This window comes from Enterobacter sp. BIGb0383 (assembly GCF_003751845.1).
In the GTDB taxonomy this organism is placed as follows: domain Bacteria; phylum Pseudomonadota; class Gammaproteobacteria; order Enterobacterales; family Enterobacteriaceae; genus BIGb0383.
Genome location: NZ_RJKQ01000006.1, coordinates 107,154 through 126,433, shown reverse-complemented (window position 1 = coordinate 126,433; position 19,280 = coordinate 107,154). Strand labels below are relative to the sequence as shown.

12 protein-coding genes are annotated in these 19,280 nt (G+C 56.4%); 11 read left to right on the top strand and 1 reads right to left on the bottom strand.

Features of this window, described 5'->3' with window-relative positions:
• The first annotated feature begins 20 nt into the window (after window positions 1-20).
• The 10 genes from EDF81_RS22235 (at window position 21) to rutR (ending at window position 13,254) form a co-directional block, all read left to right on the top strand.
• Window positions 21-2,714, top strand: coding sequence for a type VI secretion system Vgr family protein (locus EDF81_RS22235; protein ID WP_123350344.1), 2,694 nt, complete (start codon window positions 21-23; stop codon window positions 2,712-2,714).
• Window positions 2,707-4,539, top strand: a complete 1,833-nt coding sequence (locus tag EDF81_RS22230; RefSeq protein ID WP_123350343.1) for a phospholipase D-like domain-containing protein — start codon at window positions 2,707-2,709, stop codon at window positions 4,537-4,539. Before EDF81_RS22235 ends, EDF81_RS22230 begins: the two co-directional genes overlap by 8 nt.
• An 80-nt stretch (window positions 4,540-4,619) precedes the next feature.
• Entirely contained in the window at window positions 4,620-5,525 is a 906-nt protein-coding gene (locus EDF81_RS22225; RefSeq protein ID WP_123350360.1) for a DUF6396 domain-containing protein, read from the top strand.
• Entirely contained in the window at window positions 5,525-6,499 is a 975-nt protein-coding gene (locus tag EDF81_RS22220) for a DUF6396 domain-containing protein (RefSeq protein WP_123350342.1), read from the top strand. The genes EDF81_RS22225 and EDF81_RS22220 overlap by 1 nt, the downstream gene beginning before the upstream one ends.
• A gap of 65 nt (window positions 6,500-6,564) precedes the next feature.
• The gene (locus tag EDF81_RS22215) at window positions 6,565-6,825 is read left to right on the top strand and encodes a PAAR domain-containing protein (RefSeq protein WP_123350341.1); all 261 of its coding nucleotides are present in this window, start codon (window positions 6,565-6,567) and stop codon (window positions 6,823-6,825) included.
• Between the two features lie 3 nt (window positions 6,826-6,828).
• The gene (locus EDF81_RS22210; protein WP_148049951.1) at window positions 6,829-7,971 is read left to right on the top strand and encodes a hypothetical protein; all 1,143 of its coding nucleotides are present in this window, start codon (window positions 6,829-6,831) and stop codon (window positions 7,969-7,971) included.
• On the top strand, window positions 7,959-11,063 hold the full coding sequence (locus tag EDF81_RS22205; protein ID WP_123350339.1) for an ImcF-related family protein: 3,105 nt from the start codon (window positions 7,959-7,961) through the stop codon (window positions 11,061-11,063). The genes EDF81_RS22210 and EDF81_RS22205 overlap by 13 nt, the downstream gene beginning before the upstream one ends.
• 260 nt (window positions 11,064-11,323) lie before the next feature.
• Window positions 11,324-11,497, top strand: a complete 174-nt coding sequence (locus EDF81_RS22200) for a general stress protein (RefSeq protein WP_123350338.1) — start codon at window positions 11,324-11,326, stop codon at window positions 11,495-11,497.
• A gap of 147 nt (window positions 11,498-11,644) precedes the next feature.
• Window positions 11,645-12,568 carry a DMT family transporter gene (locus EDF81_RS22195; RefSeq protein WP_123350337.1) on the top strand — a complete coding sequence of 308 codons (924 nt, stop codon included), beginning with the start codon at window positions 11,645-11,647 and terminating at the stop codon, window positions 12,566-12,568.
• Window positions 12,569-12,612: 44 nt separating this feature from the next.
• A complete protein-coding gene (gene rutR, locus EDF81_RS22190; protein ID WP_123350336.1) occupies window positions 12,613-13,254 on the top strand; it encodes an HTH-type transcriptional regulator RutR in 642 nt (213 codons plus the stop codon).
• A gap of 52 nt (window positions 13,255-13,306) precedes the next feature.
• Here the strand turns inward: rutR and putA are convergent, their stop codons facing one another.
• The gene (putA, locus tag EDF81_RS22185; protein WP_123350335.1) at window positions 13,307-17,266 is read right to left on the bottom strand and encodes a trifunctional transcriptional regulator/proline dehydrogenase/L-glutamate gamma-semialdehyde dehydrogenase; all 3,960 of its coding nucleotides are present in this window, start codon (window positions 17,264-17,266) and stop codon (window positions 13,307-13,309) included.
• A 409-nt stretch (window positions 17,267-17,675) separates the two neighbouring features.
• Between putA and putP the strand changes: the two genes are divergently transcribed.
• Window positions 17,676-19,187 carry a sodium/proline symporter PutP gene (gene putP, locus EDF81_RS22180; RefSeq protein WP_123350334.1) on the top strand — a complete coding sequence of 504 codons (1,512 nt, stop codon included), beginning with the start codon at window positions 17,676-17,678 and terminating at the stop codon, window positions 19,185-19,187.
• Window positions 19,188-19,280: the final 93 nt, after the last annotated feature.

The following is a 19,280-nucleotide window of genomic DNA, read 5'->3' as shown; positions in this document are numbered from 1 at the left end:
TTTACAAAAGGAATTGAGATATGAGTAATCATCCCCCCGTTCGTTACAGTCACAGCCATCATCTGCTGGCCGTCAAAGGCTGTGATGCCTCGCTGGATGTACTGGCCTTCGAAGGTGAAGAAAGCCTGAGTAGACCGTTCAGCTACCGTATTGAATTTACCTGCAGTAACCATCATCTCACTCGTGAGCTGATGCTGATGAAATCCGCCTCCCTGACACTCCAGGCTCCGCTGGACCAGGGCTATGGCATCGCCGTTCAGAAGCCGCTTCGGGTTATCCAGGGCGTGGTGACCGGATTTGAGCGATTCAGTACCTCAAAAGATGAAACCCACTATGCCCTGACTCTGCAGCCGCGTATGGCATTGCTGAGCCGTTCTCACCAGAACGCTATCTACCAGGATATGTCCGTTGCGCAAATCGTCGAGAAAATCCTCCGGGAACGTCACGGTATGCGCGGCCAGGATTTTCTGTTCTCCCTCACCCGGGAATACCCCCGTCGTGAACAGGTGATGCAGTATGGCGAAGACGACCTGCGATTTATCACCCGTCTGCTCGGGGAGACGGGGATCTGGTTTCGTTTCACTACCGACACACGTCTGCATATTGACGTGGTCGAGTTTTACGACAGCCGGGAAGGATACGAACGGGGGCGCGTGCTGCCGTCCGTCCCGCCGTCGGGGCAGCTTGACGGGGGCGTGGAATCGGTCCGGGAGATGGAAAGCCGCTACCAGGTCGTTGAGAAACAGGTCAGTACCCGCGACTACAACTACCGTCAGGCGCAGGATGAGATGGATCAGCAGATCGACATCACCCGGGGCGACACAACTACCTACGGCGAGGCGTACCATTTTGCCGAGAACTACCTGACGCCGGGGAACCGGTACGAGCGTCATCCGGCTCCGGAGTCCGGAGCGTTTTATGCTCGTCTGCGCCATGAGCGCTGCCTCAACCGCCAGACGGTGCTGTCCGGTATCGTCACCTGCGCCACGCTTTCTCCCGGGCAGGTGCTGAAAGTGACCGGGGGCGAGGAAGTGACGGAGGCGTTTAGCCGGGGCGTGGCCATTACAGCTCTGGTTAGCCGGGCACGGCGGGACAGCAGCTTTGAAGCGCGGTTTGAGGCCATCCCTGACAATCCGGACTACGGTTATCGCCCGGAGCCGCCCACGCGTCCCCTGATGGCCGGAACATTACCGGCCCGCGTCACCAGTACCCAGATCAACGACACCTACGGGCATATCGACCGGGACGGGCGCTACCGGGTAAATATGCTGTTTGACCGGGAGGCCTGGGATACGGGATATGAAAGCCTGTGGGTTCGTCAGTCCCGCCCCTACGCGGGGGATACGTACGGCCTGCATCTGCCCCTGCTGGCGGGCACCGAGGTGGCGATAGGTTTTGAAGACGGCAACCCGGACCGGCCCTATATCGCCGGAGTCCTGCACGACTCTGCTCACCCGGACCACGTCACCATCCGCAACTATAAACGCAACGTCCTGCGGACCCCGGCCAATAACAAAATCCGCCTCGACGATTACCGGGGTCAGGAGCATATCAAGATTTCCACGGAGCACGGGGGCAAGAGTCAGGTCAGCCTCGGTCATCTGGTGGATCGCGAAAGAAAGATGCGCGGGGAAGGATTTGAGCTGCGCACGGACAGCTGGGGGGCGATACGGGCGCAGAAAGGGCTGCTGATTACGGCGGATGGTCGGGCCCAGGCGCAGGGTCAGCAGCGGGATATGCAGGAAGCAAAGCGGCAGCTGCAGGATGCGGTGGCCCTTGCGGAGTCACTGCATGAGGCCGCCTCGGTGGCAAAAGCGGAGCTGGCCGATCTGGCGGAACAAAAAGCCCTGCTGACGCAGAGGCTGGATGAACTAAAGCAGGCGGGGTTGCTGCTTAGCGCCCCGGCGGGTATTGCCCTGACCACGCCGAAAACGGTTCAGTTAAACGCCGGAGATAATCTGGCCTTCACGGCCGGTCATCAGGCCGACTTCTCGGTACTGAAGCACATCACCCTGGCGGCGGGGAAAGCCATCAGCCTGTTCGCCCGCGAAGCCGGGATAAAACTGTTTGCGGCAAAAGGGAAAGTGGAATTACAGGCGCAGAGCGATGAGATGCACCTCTCCTCTCTGAAAGACCTGACCCTGACCAGCCACGGAGGCAAAACCATCGTGGCGGCAAAAGAGGAGCTGCTGCTGACCTGCGGCGGGGCCTTTATTCGAATGAAGGGAGGGCAGATAGAGTATGGCAGTCCTGGCAACCAGACGGTGAAGGCCGCCAACTGGGTGGTAACCGGGGGAGATAAGATGGATCTCAGCCATCAGAGCTGGCCCCAGAGCGTACCAAAACAAAAGCTGCGCTTTTTGATCGGCGGCACACCGCAGAGTGCCACTAAACCTCGCGCCTTCGAACCCTACACGCTGATGGCTAATGGTGCGGTCGTGCAAAAAGGCCTGACGGACGCGGATGGAACGATTGAGATCGACCATCAAATCCCAACCAGTAAGTATCAGGTTGAGTTAGTGAGCGGCGAAAAATACGCCATTAACATGATCAATGAAGAGGAAGAAAAGTCAGAAAATGTCACCGCACGCCGGGGATTCCGTGCGGTGGATCCGGGGGTGACTCAGGATGCGGACGATCTGGGTGCCCGAATAATGGATGTATTCCACGGGTTCCTGAACCCAATGGAAGATAAGGATAATCGCGATGAGTAACATCAAACCTTCAGAGCAAATCTGTACTGCCGTGCCGGGCCTGACGCGTGAAATCATCCTCACGCCACAGTGGATACCGGAAAAGGGGGAATATCCGCTCTGCAGAGCCGCCTATGCACCTTTGATTTGTGGTGAACACACGTTCGCCGTGATTGCCAAAGCCATTGAAAGCGCGACGAAAAGCATTGATATCATTACCTGGGGCTTTCAGGCATCAATGTATTTAACCCGCGGAGGACAGGGGCCACATAAAATGGTGGGCGAACTGCTGGAAGAGGCCGCAAACCGGGGCGTGCAGGTCCGTCTCTTAGTCTGGTTTAGCGGCACGGCGCAGAATTTTGCAGGCCCCAGTTTTCCCGGCTGGGGTGCATGGGGCTCGGTGGCACAAAGGAAGGGAGAAACGATATGGAATTTAAGCGCCAAAGGTAACAAACTCGATTACGAAACCGCCGAACAGTACGAATTCGATAAGAAATGGCATTTTCGCGCCGGTAGGTATGATATTAAAGGCTTAAGGGTACTTTCCCGTACCATGGATATGGCTTCATTAGGCTACCGGTTAGATGAGCTGCCTTATAAGGTTAACCGCGACTCTTCCCTGACGCGAAAAATGGCGCTTGAGCATGGCGGCACGCACCATCAAAAAATGATTTTAATTGACTATGAAGATCCGGAATTAGCCGTCGGATTTGTTATGGGCCACAATATGCTGTCACAATACTGGGATACTCAAAAACACCCCTGGCAGAGAGGCTATAGCGCAGCACCGGATCAGGGCCGGGATGGTTATACCGGATGGCAGGATATCTCTTCCTGTGTTTATGGTGAGGTATTAAAACACCTGAATGATAATTTTGTTCAGGCGTGGGATAAAGCCGAGCTGGATTACCAGCCCTTACAGCTTATATCCTTGACGGAAACTCGCGCATCGATAAAAAAAGATCTGTTTATCCCCACGGCGAAACGTCTTGCCGCAATTAAAAACCGACTTGGCGACGGCGCGTTTAACTTTACGCTAACGCCCGTGATGGGGAAAATATGCCGGACACAGCCACAGTACAAAGCCTACGATATTCTGAAGGCGTATATGGAGAGCGTAAACAGAACCCGACACTATATTTATATTGAAAACCAGTACTTCCGTTTTACCGAGCTGGCGGAACAGATATTAAAAAGAGCCAAAGACCTGATCTGCGCCGGGGTTAATCCTGAAGAGCATGGTTATCTCTATCTGTTTGTCGTCACCAACAGCACCACCGATCCGGACGTGGTGACTGGCGGGCTACGCACCTGGGAAATGTTAGATATGCTGGGCCGTGGCGACCGGATGCCCGATTATACCGCCATGGTGCATAATCAGGACCCCAACAATAAAGATGACCAGTGGGAAGCCAGCAAGATCGATATCCAGGATATTCCCGGACTCAAAGCGCATATCTGCACTCTGGTCTGCCCCGACTCCCCGCAGGGGTCGCGGTTACGTACCTATGTCCACAGTAAACTAATGATGATTGATGATATTTTTCTGATCCAGGGCTCGGCAAATATAAACCTGAGAAGTATGGCGTTTGACAGTGAAATTGCGATTGCGCTTCAGGATACGGATCAGGGGAATATTGTTAAAAAGATGCGGAATGAGTTGTGGGGGTTGCATACGAATAATGGTGAGGGGTGTACTGGGGATGATTTTCGTGGCATTTATAAGGAGTGGAATGATTTATTGGCGAAGAACACTGCCATTTGGGCCTCATTAAATGGTGGTGAGTTGAAGGCATCAATTATTAATTTTATCGATAATAGCATATCCTTAGAGGACAAGGATTAATGGAATACCTGTCAAAGTATATTATCACAATAATTTCCATATTACATTTAACTGGCTGCGATAACGAAAAAGGACACGATATGCAGGATATTACTCTGTCATTTAGCTGTATAAAAGAAACGGATCATCTCCCCCCTCTCGATCCCCAGGCTGAGATCTGGTTTAGTCTTGCTCGCAGTATGCAAAAAGCAGCGGGCGAGAAAAATTTTGATGTGATTGCGAATCTTTACCGACAGGCAACCGAGAAAGACCACTATAAGGCGATGATTAATCTTCAGAATATTCTGTCCCGAAGGCTTGCTACGCCAGTAAAAGGTAAATCCCCTCAGGAGGAGGTGATCGCGATTACTGAGCGTATGATGCAGATTAATATTCCCGCTGGTTATTATCTTATGGGACATTATCTTGAAATCGGCTATGGTGTTAAAAGGGATAAAACTGCGGCATTAGCCTATTTTCGTAAAGCCGCCGATCTGGGTAACCCGGAGGCGCAGAACTATCTGGGCCAACTTTTTCTGACTGAACAGTTTGAAGATTATACCGAGCCTAAAACGCTTAGGGTTCATTTTAAAAAGAATCCTGTTTTCAATCCGAAAGTTGGTGAGGCGATGCTGGATTGTTCCATAAACCAAGGGAATGGTGATGCAGCATATAAACTTGCCATTTGGTTTAGTGTGTTAAAATATGATTATCCGAATGGATTACATTACTATCAGCAAGGAGTTAAAAATGGTAGCGTTCTATCTGCATTAACATTAAAATCGACGTTTAATGCTCCCAAGTCAAATAACAGAGGAACTTACCTCGGAGTTGAAAAAGATCCAGAACGAGTTCGTCGTTACTCTTTAATAGAAAAAGAAATTGACCGTAACCCTTCAGCCCGATTTCCCGATATCGATAAAATCGTCCCTTTACCCCCAGAAAAACTTCCCGACTGGGACGGAACTTTTGAATATAAAAAAGTTTCGCAGGAGGGCAAGAGCTAATGAATTATCGAATACGGTATCTCTGTGCCGTCGCAATCATATGGGCTTTAACCGGCTGCAATAATGAAAAAGCGTCGGAACCGAAGGATATAACCCTGTCATTTAGCTGTTCAACAGAAAACGAGCATCTTCCCCCTCTGGATCCTCAGAGCGACCTCTGGTTCCGAGAAGCCCGTAATATGCAAAAAGCAGCGGGCGAGAAAAATTTTGATAAGATAGCGAATCTTTACCGTCAGGCGGCAGGAAAAGACCACTATAAAGCAATGATCAATTTGCAAAATATGCTTGCTCGAAGACTTGCTACACCGCTCAAGGGAAAATCTGCTCAGGAGGAAGCGATCACGATTACTGAACGTATGATGCAGAAAAATATTCCCGCAGGCTACCATTTAATGGGGCATTACCTTCAAACCGGCTATGGTGTTAAAAGGGATAAAACCGCGGCATTAGCTTATTTTCGTAAAGCCGCCGATCTGGGTAGTCCGGAGGCGCAGAACTATCTGGGCCAGCTGTTTCTGACTGAACAGTTTGAGGACTATACCGAGCCTAAAACACTTAGGGTTCATTTTAAAAAGAATCCGGTATTCAATCCGAAAATTGGTGAGGCGATGCTGGATTGTTCCGCAAACCAGGGGAATGGAGAAGCCGCAGACTGGTTGGCTGGATGGTTTCACTTGTTAAAAATAAAAGATTATTCGAAAGCAATAAAATATTATCAGCTAGGTGTGAAGAATGGGAATACTTACTCTGCTTTAAGATTAGTCGGTGCATTCAATGCACCATCGCCTGAACATAGTTATGATTTTCTATCTGTCGATAAAGATCCAGAACGAGTTCGTCGTTACTCTTTAATAGAGAAAGAAATTGACCGTAACCCTTCAGCCCGATTTCCCGATATTGATAAAATCGTCCCATTACCACCAGAAAAACTTCCCGACTGGGACGGAACCTTTGAATATAAAAAAGCACGGTAACCACACGCCTTAACGGTTCGAATAAAAAAACCAGTATTACCCATAACAGACAGAAAGGAGGCGCTATGCGCGCATTTATACGTCTCGGTGACGGGACCGATCACGGCGGGAAGGTGATAACGGCCTCCGGTCCGCAAGTGTATGGAAAAAACGTGGCGCTGGTGGACGATAAAGTGAGCTGTCCGATGCCGGGGCATGGCGTGAACGCCATTCTGCCCGGCAGCACGCGGATTATGATCGGCGGGCGACAGGCTGCGTTACACCAGTTTAAAACCGAATGTGGCTGCAGTCTGCTTGCCAGCCTGAGTCAGGCGGGAGAGGAGTAAAACGTGAACTGGACAATACCTGTCATGGACGATACGCCGCGCCCGGCTTTCCCCCGCGTGTGGCCGTGGGGCGGCGGACTGCTGGTTATTCTGGTTATGGGATTTATGCTGGCGATCTTTATCCTGCCAGAGACGGAGCTCCAGGATAAGCGTCATCTGCTCAACGTGGCCTGCGGCGGCCCTTTTCTTGTCTGGCTTCTGCTCTTTGGCGTCAGACTTTCTGCCTACGAGTTGACTGTTTTTCGCATACACGCCCGTAATGGGGCCCTTGCGGTTCGCCGCCGCCAGTGGCAGCGCTGGGCAAATCAGGGAAGCTGCGTACTGATAAGCGCACGCCATACGGTTCCCGAGCAGCAGGGGGCGAGGCTCATTGCCGGTGGTATCGTCCCCCTTAATCAAAATAATCGCCTGACGTTTGAGGCTCTTGAGGGGATGCTGGCATGGACACGCTGTGCCTCACTGCTTTCCCCTGTACTTGACCCCGTGTCGGCTTACCTCCGGCAGCACGCGCTGCCCGGGCCGGTGAATCTTTATTTTCAGTGTCCGGAGGGCGAGGCCACCCTCTGGCAGGAAGCCATTGAGAAGGAAGCAAAAAGGCTGGAGCTGCCTCTGGCAGAGCTTCAGCCGCTGGATAAGGAGGGACTCCCGGGCTGGCTGCTGGCGGCAAGCGATTGTGCGCCGCAGGGACCGACCTGCCTGATTTTTACCGAGCTGGACGGCAGACCGGAAGCCAGCGAGGAGATAGCCAGTTTGCTGCTGGCCTCTCCGGCATTCTGCCACGCCCATAAGCTTACCCCGGCCAGCCACCTGCCTCGATCCCTGATGACGCCCTTTGCGCATTTGTCTGAGGCGATGGTGCTGATGTTTCAACAACAGCTTCCGGCCGGAAAAATACCCCATGTCAGCCACACGCTTCTGCCGACGCCGCAGACGGAAAAATTACAGTTGCTGCGTGCGGAACAGATGACCGCCTGTCCTGCTCTGTTTGATGTGGATAGCGCCCTGGGTCATCCCGGCTGTGCGCGAACCGCAGTCCAGCTGACGCTCGCCGCACAGTCCCTGTCACCCACCTTGCTTCTCTCCATGTACCAGGGTCAGTGCTGGCTGCAGCAGGTTATACCCGGAGGTGACAGATGGTCGGATTAATCGTGACCCTGCTTGCCGGAAGCCTGCTCTGGTTGCTGCGTGATAACTGGATGCCCCATTCACTGGCCCGGGAACTGGGATCGCCTTCCCTGGAGGGATGGCTTATTGTCGTCAACGTGCTGCTGCTTATCGGCCTGCTGATTGTGCTGTGGATACGGCGCAGCGCGCCGCAAAAACTTGACCAGCAGGGAATTACCGCACCCCCGTTATCGCAGGACGATCGTGAAACCCTGCCGCCTTCTCTGATCAACCTCAGCGATCTCAGACACCACCTGCAGCGTGAGAGCCGCTGGGGCTGGAAACGCCACCGTTCATGGCTTCTATTGACGGGCAGGCCTTCGCAGGTGGAGCAGATAGCGCCCGGCCTGACCTCGCAGGGTTGGCTACGCTGTGGTGGCGCGGTGCTACTGTGGGGCGGGGATATGGCGTCGGGGGGCAATCGTCACGACCTCAACGCGCTGAGAGCCCTGCGCGGGCGCAGGCCCGTTGATGCGCTGATTTATGCGGCGGACGATACGGTCCTGTCTGCGGTCGACACCGATACCCTGCAGCGCGGGCTGTGGTCAATGCAGGACGAACTGCGCTGGCAGCCGCCTTTTTACCGGCTGGAGGTCACGACATCCCTCTGGCCGCAGGACCTGGCTCAGCATCCCCTGGTGGCGGCATTATCGGATACGGCGTTCAGTACCGATACGCTGGCGGCATCATTGAACACGCTCGCCAGCCGCCTGATTCCCCCCGGCATGCAGAGCCTGGCCCACAATCCCCGCCAGGATTATCTGCTGCGCCTCTCATCCCGGCTGAAAGAAGAGGGTGTGGCCCGTCTGGTGGCCTTCTTCCGTGCTTTCAGTGATGAAGCGACGCCTCTCCGGCTGCACGGGATGCTCTTTACCTCATCGCTGGTTAAGAACGAGACTGACTTTCTGTATCAGCAGCGCATGGGCGCTATCTGGCGTGGAATTACCGGGCACTGCGAAGGCCTGCCGGGGAAAAATATCACCACCGATATCCGCACGGTGCTGCTCTGGTGTCTGTGGGCATTGCTGGCGCTGTGGGGGATGGGGACGATCGTTTCAGGTGCCAGCAATTTTAGCCTTTTGCGCCAGACGCAGGCACTGCTTATCACTTCCACAGCCTCTGACCCACAGTTGGAGGCCGTCCAGGCTCATTTGCAGGCGCTGATCGACCAGCAGCACACGGGAACCCCCTGGTATCGTCGCTTCGGGATGGATATTTCAGACCGGCTGCCGCCGCTTCTGTGGCCGGAATATCTCCGTCTGGCCAGCGCCCGGATAGCCTTACCGGCCCGACGTGCGCTTGAGCATCAGCTTGTCTCACCCTCCATGGACCCGACAACCCGCTATGATCGTCTTAAAGCGCTGCTGATGCTATCCATGCCGGAACGCACCGGGGATGAAGCGGCACGGCGCTTTCTGACCGGACAGCTGAAAGTCGTCCTGCCACAGCTTCCGCTATCGCAGCTGGCCTGGTTTGCCGCACGGCTGCACGATTATCCGGTGCTGCGTATCACTCCTGATAAGGCGTTGGTTTCTCAGGCGCGCCTGGTGCTGGTGGAAGAGATGAAGGGGCCCCGGGCGGAAGCGAAGCGCTGGCAGGCGATCGTTGACCAGGCCCGTCGCCACCATGCCGATATGTCACTGAGCCAGCTGAGCGGAGATGCTGACCTGAACGGTTTTTATCAATCAACGGCCACCGTCCCAGGGGAATTCACCCGCGCCGCCTGGGAAGAGCAGGTGCGTCCGGCGATTGAGCAACAGGTTCAGGCTATTCAGGAGCAGACCGCCTGGGTCCTGGGTCCACAGCAGGGGGAATTGAGTCCTGAAGCGATGCGTAGCCGCCTTAGATCGCGATATTTCACGGAATATGCGGCCGCCTGGCAGCAGATGCTTAACCAGATAACCTGGACTGCTCCCCAAAGCCGCACGGAACAACTGGCAGGTCTGGCCGATCCGAACCGTTCGCCCCTGATCGCGCTGATGCACGAGCTAAGCTGGCAGGGACTGGCGGGCAGCCCGGATGAAACCCGGGGTCAGGTGCATACTTTGCTGGAGCCGGTGTTTGGTGGGCTGGTGGCCATGGAGAAAGGGCGTCCGCTCCCGGGAGATAATGGCATCACGCTCCGGCAGTGGATCTCCCAGGCCGCACGGCTTCGTGACCAGATGCGCAATATTGATGCGGCCTCGGGTCGGGCCCGGGCGCTGGCAACGTCCATATTTAAAGGGACGCAGCTGAACAACAGCGCCGCTGAACTGCCGGAACGAATACGCAATCAGCTGGGCGGAAAACTGAGCCCGGCCGGGAATGCGCTTTTTATCGCCCCGTTCGGCTACGCATGGCAGGACGTGATGCAGCAAGGGATCGGCAGGATGAATAGCCGGTGGCAGGAAGAGATCGTGACCCTCTGGCACCGACGTTTTGACGGCAAATATCCCTTCAGCAGCGCCGGTGCCGACGCGAATCTGGCAGAGATTGGCGAGTTTATCCGTCCCGACATCGGTCATCTTGCCTTTTTTATCCGCGATAATTTACAGGGCGTGCTGGAATTCAGGGGCAACCGCTGGCAGGTCGCAAAAACATTACCGCCAGGACTGACGGTCAGCCCCGCGTTTCTGACGGCCCTGAACCGGCTTAACCGGATCGGAATGACGCTGTTCAGCGAGACTACTGGCGTGAAATTTCGTCTGCAGCCCGAAACCGCTCGCGATGTGGTGAGTACCCGGCTGTTTATTGACGGGCAGCGGCTGGATTACGCCAACCAGATGCCTTTCTGGCGGGACATTCACTGGCCGGGGGAGACGTATCAGCCGGGAACCTCTCTGATGTGGAACAGCGCCAGGGCCGGCGCGCGATTGTATAGCGACCTGCCAGGGCAGTGGGGATTTATCCGTCTGCTGGCGCAGGCAAAGGTCACGCCGCAGGGGCTTAACCGGTATCGTCTGACCTGGACGGCACAGGATGGTTTACCCCTGAATTACCTGCTGGACGCCGCGGAATGGCAAAACCCGCTGGATATTTTATTGTTGCAGGGATTCCGTCTGCCTGAGGTCATTTTTATCCCGGCGACAAGGTGATTTTATGGCTGCAGAAAGTCATATTTTGTTACCTTCCCCTTTTATGAAGTATAAGAGTTGCTTATCTATTGCGTCGGGGAACGACGTCAGCATCGCGGGAAGATCCTGTTGCAGGATATTAACAGCGGCGGCTGAACCGGGAGGGATTCACTATGCTTAGTGATACACGATGCAGATAGCGCTCTTATCTGTCGATCGTCAGGTGAAAGAATCCTCTTTTACTGAATGCAGTATGATGACTAACCCAGTGGAGGTCAGCAATGGCAAACCATCGTGGCGGTTCCGGCAACTTTGCCGAAGACCGTTCAAGAGCATCAGAAGCAGGTCGTAAAGGGGGCCAGCAGAGCGGCGGGAATTTCAAAAATGACCCGCAGCGGGCCTCGGAAGCAGGTAAAAAAGGAGGCAAAAATAGTCACGGTAGCCGCAGCAGCTAGTCTGCCAGACCCGGGACACCGATCAAGGCGTCCCCCAGCCATGTAATGCCTTCGCCGCCGGACTCCTCCGGCGGTTTTTATTTGCCACGGTTGCGCTTCCCGCCATCAGAACGCACACTAGCGGGCTGACTCTCTGGCAGGTGTACCATGTCTTTACTCTCCCGTTGCAAACTCTCTGTCTCACCGCAGGAATCACTGTTGATCGTGATCACCATGTTCTGGGGTGGCACTTTCCTGGCCGTGCAATATGCGGTCACCCTTAGCGGCCCGTTCTTTTTTGTCGGCCTGCGCTTTGCCATGGCGGCCCTGGCGGTGGCGCTTCTGTCCCTGCGAACCCTTCGTGGCCTGACCCTGACCGAGCTAAAAGCCGGGGTGGCGATTGGTGTCGCTATCGCCATGGGATACAGCCTGCAGACCTGGGGCCTGCAGTCTATCTCCAGCAGTAAATCCGCCTTTATTACCGCCATGTATGTTCCGCTGGTTCCTTTGCTACAGTGGCTCTGCCTCGGGCGACTGCCGGGGGTGAAGTCCTGTATCGGGATTATACTGGCCTTTATTGGTCTGATTCTGCTGGCCGGGCCGGGCGACAATCTGCTGGCGCTGGGCGAAGGGGAGCTGATTACCCTCGTCGGGGCGCTGGCTATCGCGGCAGAGATTATTTTGATTAGCGCCTGGGCCGGTAAAGTTGACGTGCGCCGGGTGACGGTTGTGCAGCTCGCGACCGCCTCGCTGGTGGCCTTTATCGCGATGGTGCCCGCCGGCGAATCGGTCCCGCCGCTGTCGCCATCGCTGCTGATGGTTGGCGCAGGGCTGGGCATTTTCAGTGCCATTATCCAGGTGGTGATGAACTGGGCCCAGCGCAGCGTGTCGCCGACGCGGGCTACGGTGATCTACACCGGAGAGCCGGTCTGGGCCGGGATTTTCGGGCGCATCGCCGGTGAGCGACTGCCCGGGCTGGCGCTGCTGGGCGGAGCCTTCATTATTCTTGGCGTGCTGGTGAGCGAGCTGAAGCTGAAAAAGAAAAAAGTCGCAGGGCCCTCCAGCGAAGGCTCGCTTAATCAGGAATCCTGAGCCGCGATTTGCTATGCTCCCGGCAACGCAAAAAGGAGATGGCGATGAGTGAGGATGCAGCGAAAAAAACGGGTAAGCGGTCGCGTTCGGTAAGCGCAAAGCGTCAGGCCATCCTGAGTGCAGCCCTGGATATCTTCTCCCGCGTGGGTATCCACGGCTCGCGTCTGGAACAGGTGGCGGAACTGGCGGGCATATCGAAAACCAACCTGCTGTACTACTACCCGTCCAAAGAGGCGCTCTATATCGCGGTGCTGCAGCAGATCCTCGATATCTGGCTGGCACCGCTAAAGGCTTTTCGTGAGGATTGCGCCCCGCTGGTGTCGATTCGTGAATATATCCGTCTGAAGCTCGAAGTCTCAAGGGATCATCCCCAGGCCTCAAGGCTGTTCTGTCTGGAGATGCTTCAGGGCGCACCGCTGTTGATGGCCCGGCTAAGCGGGGATCTGAAGGCGCTGGTGGATGAGAAATCGGCGATCATTGCCGGCTGGATCGATCAGGGCAAGCTGGCGGCGGTTGATCCCCAGCATCTGATTTTTATGATCTGGGCCACCACGCAACACTATGCGGATTTCGCCACTCAGGTGGAAGCCGTGAGCGGGTCTACGCTACAGGATCCGGTGTTCTTTCAGGGCACGGTCGATAATGTGCAGCGCATGATTATCGAAGGGATCCGCGTTCGCGAGTGATTTTTCCTTTTAAAAAAGGCTCCTGCACGGCAGGAGCCTTTTTCATCTGGCGCTAGCCGATAGTCATCAGGCTGGCGTTGCCCCCGGCGGCGGCGGTGTTAATGCTGAGCGAGCGCTCAACATACAGCCGTTCCAGCTGCAGATGGGTTTCCCCGCGGGCAAAACCCTGTACCGACACAATAGCGCCGTCCCTTGACGCGACCTGCTGGCAGAGTTCACGCAGCTGGTCAGAGTCGCCGTGGTAGATCACGGCGTCAAAGTCCTGGGTCATCACGGTATCTTCAGGCGCCAGCTGAATACGCTGCGTCACCTCCGGCGGAAGCGACTGCGCAAGCTGGTGGAGCACCGGAGTATCCGGCAGCAGGGCTTCGCTGGCAACGGCGAGGACGGCGGCCAGTTGAATCAGGGCGTCCTCTTCGTTATCAGCCATACAGAGCACGCGTTCACGCGGCATCAGCGTCCAGCTGTTACGCTCGCCGGTTGGCCCCGGCAGCAGGCGCTGAGTCCCGGACTGGCTGCGTTCGGCAAACTGCTGGCACAGAGCCTGTAAAGCGGGTCGGCCTTCGGCCCAGCGGGTAAGCGCGTCCAGGGGCTGCAACAGCTGCGCTTTCAGCTGAGCATCAACCGGGCGGACGGCATCCTGGCGGGCGAGGGTGACCAGAGAAGCCGTATCCGGCTGGCTGCCCAGCAGGCGGTACAGATAGAGCGGCCCACCGGCTTTCGGACCGGTGCCGGACAGCCCTTCGCCGCCAAACGGCTGTACGCCCACGACCGCGCCAACCATATTACGGTTCACGTACAGATTGCCGACGTTAGCCTGCCCGGTCACCTTCGCAATGGTCTCATCGATGCGGGTATGTACGCCCAGCGTCAGGCCGTAGCCGGAGGCGTTAATCTGCGCGATCAGGGCATCGATATCTTTACGACGATAGCGGACCACGTGCAGCACCGGGCCAAAGATCTCCTGCTTCAGCTCATCAAAGCTCTCCAGCTCAATCAGGGTCGGGGTGACAAAGGTGCCGCTCCGCCACTCGCGGACATCGTCAGGGTTGTCCCGGGCGGCCTGGAATACGTTGCGGCCTTTATCGCGCATGGCCTGAATATGCTGTTCAATCCCGGCTTTGGCTTCTGCATCGATCACCGGACCGATATCGGTACTCAGGCGGCCGGGGTTGCCCATCCGGCACTCCGCCATCGCACCGCGCAGCATGGTCAGGGTATGGTCGGCGATCTCGTCCTGCAGACAGAGCACGCGCAGGGCCGAGCAGCGCTGGCCCGCACTGTCAAACGCCGAGGCCAGGACATCGATGACCACCTGTTCGGTCAGCGCCGACGAGTCGACGATCATGGCGTTCATGCCGCCGGTTTCGGCGATAAGCGGCGTCGGGCGTCCCTGGGGATCCAGACGCGTGGCGATATTGCGCTGCAGCAGGGTGGCGACCGCCGTCGAACCGGTAAACATCACTCCGCGCACCCGGTCATCGCCGCTAAGCTGTGCGCCCACGGTTTCGCCACGGCCGGGCAGAAGCTGCACCACGCCAGGTGGGACACCGGCTTCCAGCAGGATCGCAATACCCTGAGCGGCAATCAGCGGTGTCTGCTCCGCCGGTTTCGCCAGCACGCAGTTACCGGCAGCCAGCGCCGCGGCGACCTGGCCGGTAAAGATGGCCAGCGGGAAGTTCCACGGGCTGATACAGACCACCGGGCCAAGCGGGCGGTGGGTTTCGTTATCGAAATCGTCGCGGACCTGACCGGCATAATAGTGCAGGAAATCCACCGCTTCGCGCACTTCGGCAATGGCGTTACTGAAGGTTTTCCCCGCTTCACGGACCAGGATACCAATAAGCTGCTGCATCTGGCCTTCCATCAATATAGCGGCGCGCTCAAGGATCGCTGCCCGCGCCTGCGGCGGGGTCGCAAACCAGATAGGCGCGTTGTTCACCGCGTTGCTGAGCGCCAGTTCCACTTCGTCACGGCTGGCTTCCCGCACGAAGCCCACGGTATCCCGCGGCTCTGCCGGGTTGATGACCGGCGTCATTTCACCCTCGTCAACCGGCTGCTCCAGCATCGGCTTCGCCTGCCATTTTTGCAGGGCGCTGTTTAGCAGGGCGGAGGAGAGAGAGGCCAGACGGTGCTCGTTGGCTAAATCCAGACCCGCCGAATTCCTGCGTCCTTCGCCATAAAGATCCCGGGGCAGGGCGATTTTGGGATGCGGCAGACCGGCCTGGCCCTCCTGCGCCGCCAGTTTCTCTACCGCCGTGACCGGATCGGCCACCAGTTCGTCCAGCGGCAGGGTGGTATCGGCAATACGGTTTACGAAGGAGGTGTTGGCCCCGTTTTCGAGCAGACGGCGCACCAGATAGGCCAGCAGGGTCTCGTGGGTGCCGACCGGGGCATAGATACGGCATGGTCGGTTAAGCTTGCCGTCAGCAATTTTGCCGACCACCTGCTCATATAGCGGTTCACCCATCCCGTGCAGGCACTGGAACTCATACTGACCGGGATAGTAGTTCTGTCCGGCCAGATGATAGATGGCGGCCAGGGTGTGGGCATTGTGGGTGGCGAACTGGGGGTAGATAAGATTCGGCACTGCCAGCAGCTTTTTGGCGCAGGCCAGGTAGGAGACGTCGGTATAAACCTTGCGGGTATAGACCGGATAGCCTTCCAGCCCCTCCATCTGCGCACGCTTAATTTCGCTATCCCAGTAGGCGCCCTTCACCAGGCGAATCATCAGGCGTCGGCGGCTGCGCGTCGCCAGGTCGATCAGGGAATCAATCACCATCGGGCAGCGCTTCAGATAGGCCTGGATAACAAAGCCAATCCCGTTCCAGCCTGCCAGCTCAGGTTCAAAGCAGAGCTTCTCCAGCAGGTCGAGGGAGAGCTCCAGCCGGTCCGCTTCCTCGGCGTCAATATTAATCCCGATATCATACTGACGCGCCAGCAGGGTCAGGGACTTAAGCTGAGGATAGAGTTCTTCCATCACCCGATCGTACTGAGCGCGGCTATAGCGCGGGTGCAGGGCAGAAAGCTTGATGGAGATCCCCGGACCTTCGTAAATCCCGCGTCCGTTAGAGGCTTTGCCGATGGCGTGGATCGCCTGCTGATAGGAGAGCAGATAGGCCTGGGCATCGGCGGCGGTGAGCGCCGCTTCACCCAGCATATCGTAAGAGTAGCGGAAGCCTTTCTCTTCCAGCTTGCGGGCGTTAGCCAGCGCCTCGGCGATGGTTTCGCCGGTAACAAACTGTTCGCCCATCAGGCGCATCGCCATATCCACCCCTTTGCGGATCAGCGGCTCGCCGCTTTTACCGATAATACGGTTCAGGGAGTGGGACAGATTCGCCTCATTATGGGTGGCGACCAGGCGGCCGGTAAACAGCAGCCCCCAGGTGGCCGCATTCACAAACAGCGACGGACTGCGGCCAATATGCGACTGCCAGTTACCGGTGCTGATCTTGTCGCGGATCAGCGCATCGCGGGTCGCTTTATCCGGAATACGCAACAGGGCTTCGGCGAGGCACATCAGGGCAACGCCCTCCTGAGAAGAGAGAGAGAACTCCTGCAGCAGCCCCTGTACCATCCCGGCGCGGCCACCGGCATTCTTCTGATGGCGGAGTTTATCCGCCAGCTGATAAGCCAGCTTGTGCGCCTGTTCGGCGATGGGCTGCGGCAGTCGGGCCTGTTCAAGCAGCATCGGCACGGCCTCGGTTTCCGGGCGACGCCAGGCGGCGGTGATCGCCGCACGGGCGACCGACTGAGGCAGGATCTGCTCGGCAAAATCGAGGAACGGCTGGTGGTTTTCATCCGCCCGCATGCCCGTCTCTTCACGCTCATCGTCTGCGGCCGACTGTCCGGTCAACTCCGGCAGAGACGCGTCGCTTTCGAGTTTTTCCAGATAATTAAAAATGGCCTGCTTAATCAGCCAGTGCGGCGTGCGATCAATACGGGCGGCGGCGGCCTTAATTCGTTCGCGCGCGGCGTCGTCCAGCTTAACCCCCATGGTGGTGGTGCCCATGCCGTTCACTCCTGTTGTATTTGGTTCGATAAGTTTGGTTAGCAAGGAATATCCGCTATGTTGCAACTTTGTGCAACCTTGTTAATTCAGGTCTGTGCGCAGGATTAAAAATGAATAAGTTGTTAATAAATAAAGCGGTGATTCCGCGAGATGGATTTCATGTATTACATTGATTTTATGCGGTGCATAACACTTTTTTATGGTACAACCCGTAAAACCGTGAGCGAGTGCAACCTATAGAAAAATGGTATGAAAGCCGGGATGAATTTGATGTAAATGCCGTGTTAAAAAGATTGTGAATGCAAAACACATGCGGCAGGATACGTCGCTTTCTGTAAATCCTCCTCCCTGATACCTCGTTCCGGTAGAAGAAAAACAGGCAGTCTGAAAATAATTCTGGAGACCTTTAATGGCGACAATAAGTACACCGATGCTGGTGACGTTTCTTGTTTATATCTTTGGCATGATCCTAATTGGATTTGTGGCCTGGCGTTCAACCAGAAATTTCGATGACTATATTCTTGGCGGGCGCAGCCTGGGTCCGATGGTGACCGCGCTGTCTGCCGGTGCATCCGATATGAGCGGCTGGCTGCTGATGGGATTACCCGGTGCGATTTTTATTGCCGGGATCTCCGAAAGCTGGATTGCCATTGGTCTGACGCTGGGCGCATGGGTTAACTGGAAACTGGTGGCCGGACGCCTGCGCGTGCACACCGAAGTGAACAATAACGCTCTGACGTTACCGGATTATTTCACCGGTCGCTTTGAAGATAACAGCCGCCTGCTGCGTATTATCTCTGCGGTCGTGATTCTGGTCTTCTTCACCATCTACTGCGCCTCCGGCATCGTTGCGGGTGCCCGCCTGTTCGAAAGCACCTTCGGGATGAGCTACGAAACCGCGCTCTGGGCCGGGGCAGCGGCGACTATCGTCTATACCTTTATCGGCGGTTTCCTCGCCGTTAGCTGGACCGATACGGTCCAGGCCAGCCTGATGATTTTTGCCCTGATCCTGACGCCGGTGATGGTGGTTATCCACGTTGGCGGCTTCGGTGATTCTCTGGAAGTGATCAAGCAGAAAAGCATTGAGAACGTCGATATGCTGAAGGGCCTGAACTTTGTAGCGATTATCTCGCTGATGGGCTGGGGGCTGGGCTACTTTGGTCAGCCGCACATTCTGGCGCGCTTTATGGCGGCCGATTCCCATCACACTATCGTGCACGCCCGCCGTATCAGCATGACCTGGATGATCCTCTGCCTGGCGGGTGCCGTGGCGGTGGGGTTCTTCGGGATCGCGTACTACGAAAACAATCCGCTGATGGCCGGTTCGGTTAATCAGAATGCCGAGCGTATCTTTATCGAGCTGGCGCAGCTGCTGTTTAACCCGTGGATTGCCGGGATCCTGCTGTCGGCGATTCTGGCGGCGGTGATGTCGACCCTGAGCTGCCAGCTGCTGGTCTGTTCCAGTGCGATTACCGAAGATCTTTATAAAGCTTTCCTGCGCAAAGGGGCGAGTCAGATCGAGCTGGTCTGGGTCGGGCGCTTTATGGTCCTGCTGGTGGCGCTGGTCTCCATCGCGATGGCGGCAAACCCGGAAAACCGCGTGCTGGGTCTGGTGAGCTACGCCTGGGCCGGCTTCGGCGCTGCGTTTGGGCCGGTGGTGCTTTTCTCCGTGCTCTGGTCGCGTATGACCCGCAACGGCGCGCTGGCCGGGATGATCATCGGTGCGGTCACCGTGCTGGTCTGGAAGCACTACGCGTGGCTGGATCTGTATGAAATTATTCCGGGATTCCTCTTCGGCAGCATCGGGATTGTGGTCTTTAGCCTGATCGGTAAGGCCCCGTCTGCCGCGATGCAGCAGCGCTTTGCCGAGGCCGATGCCCATTACCACTCTCCGGCACCGGCGTTGGCGAAGGTAAAATAACCGCTGTACGGTAAACAGGCTCGCTTCGGCGGGCCTTTTTCTTGCCAGCGGCAACGAAATACGCTGATATCAAAACACAAATAACAATGAGGA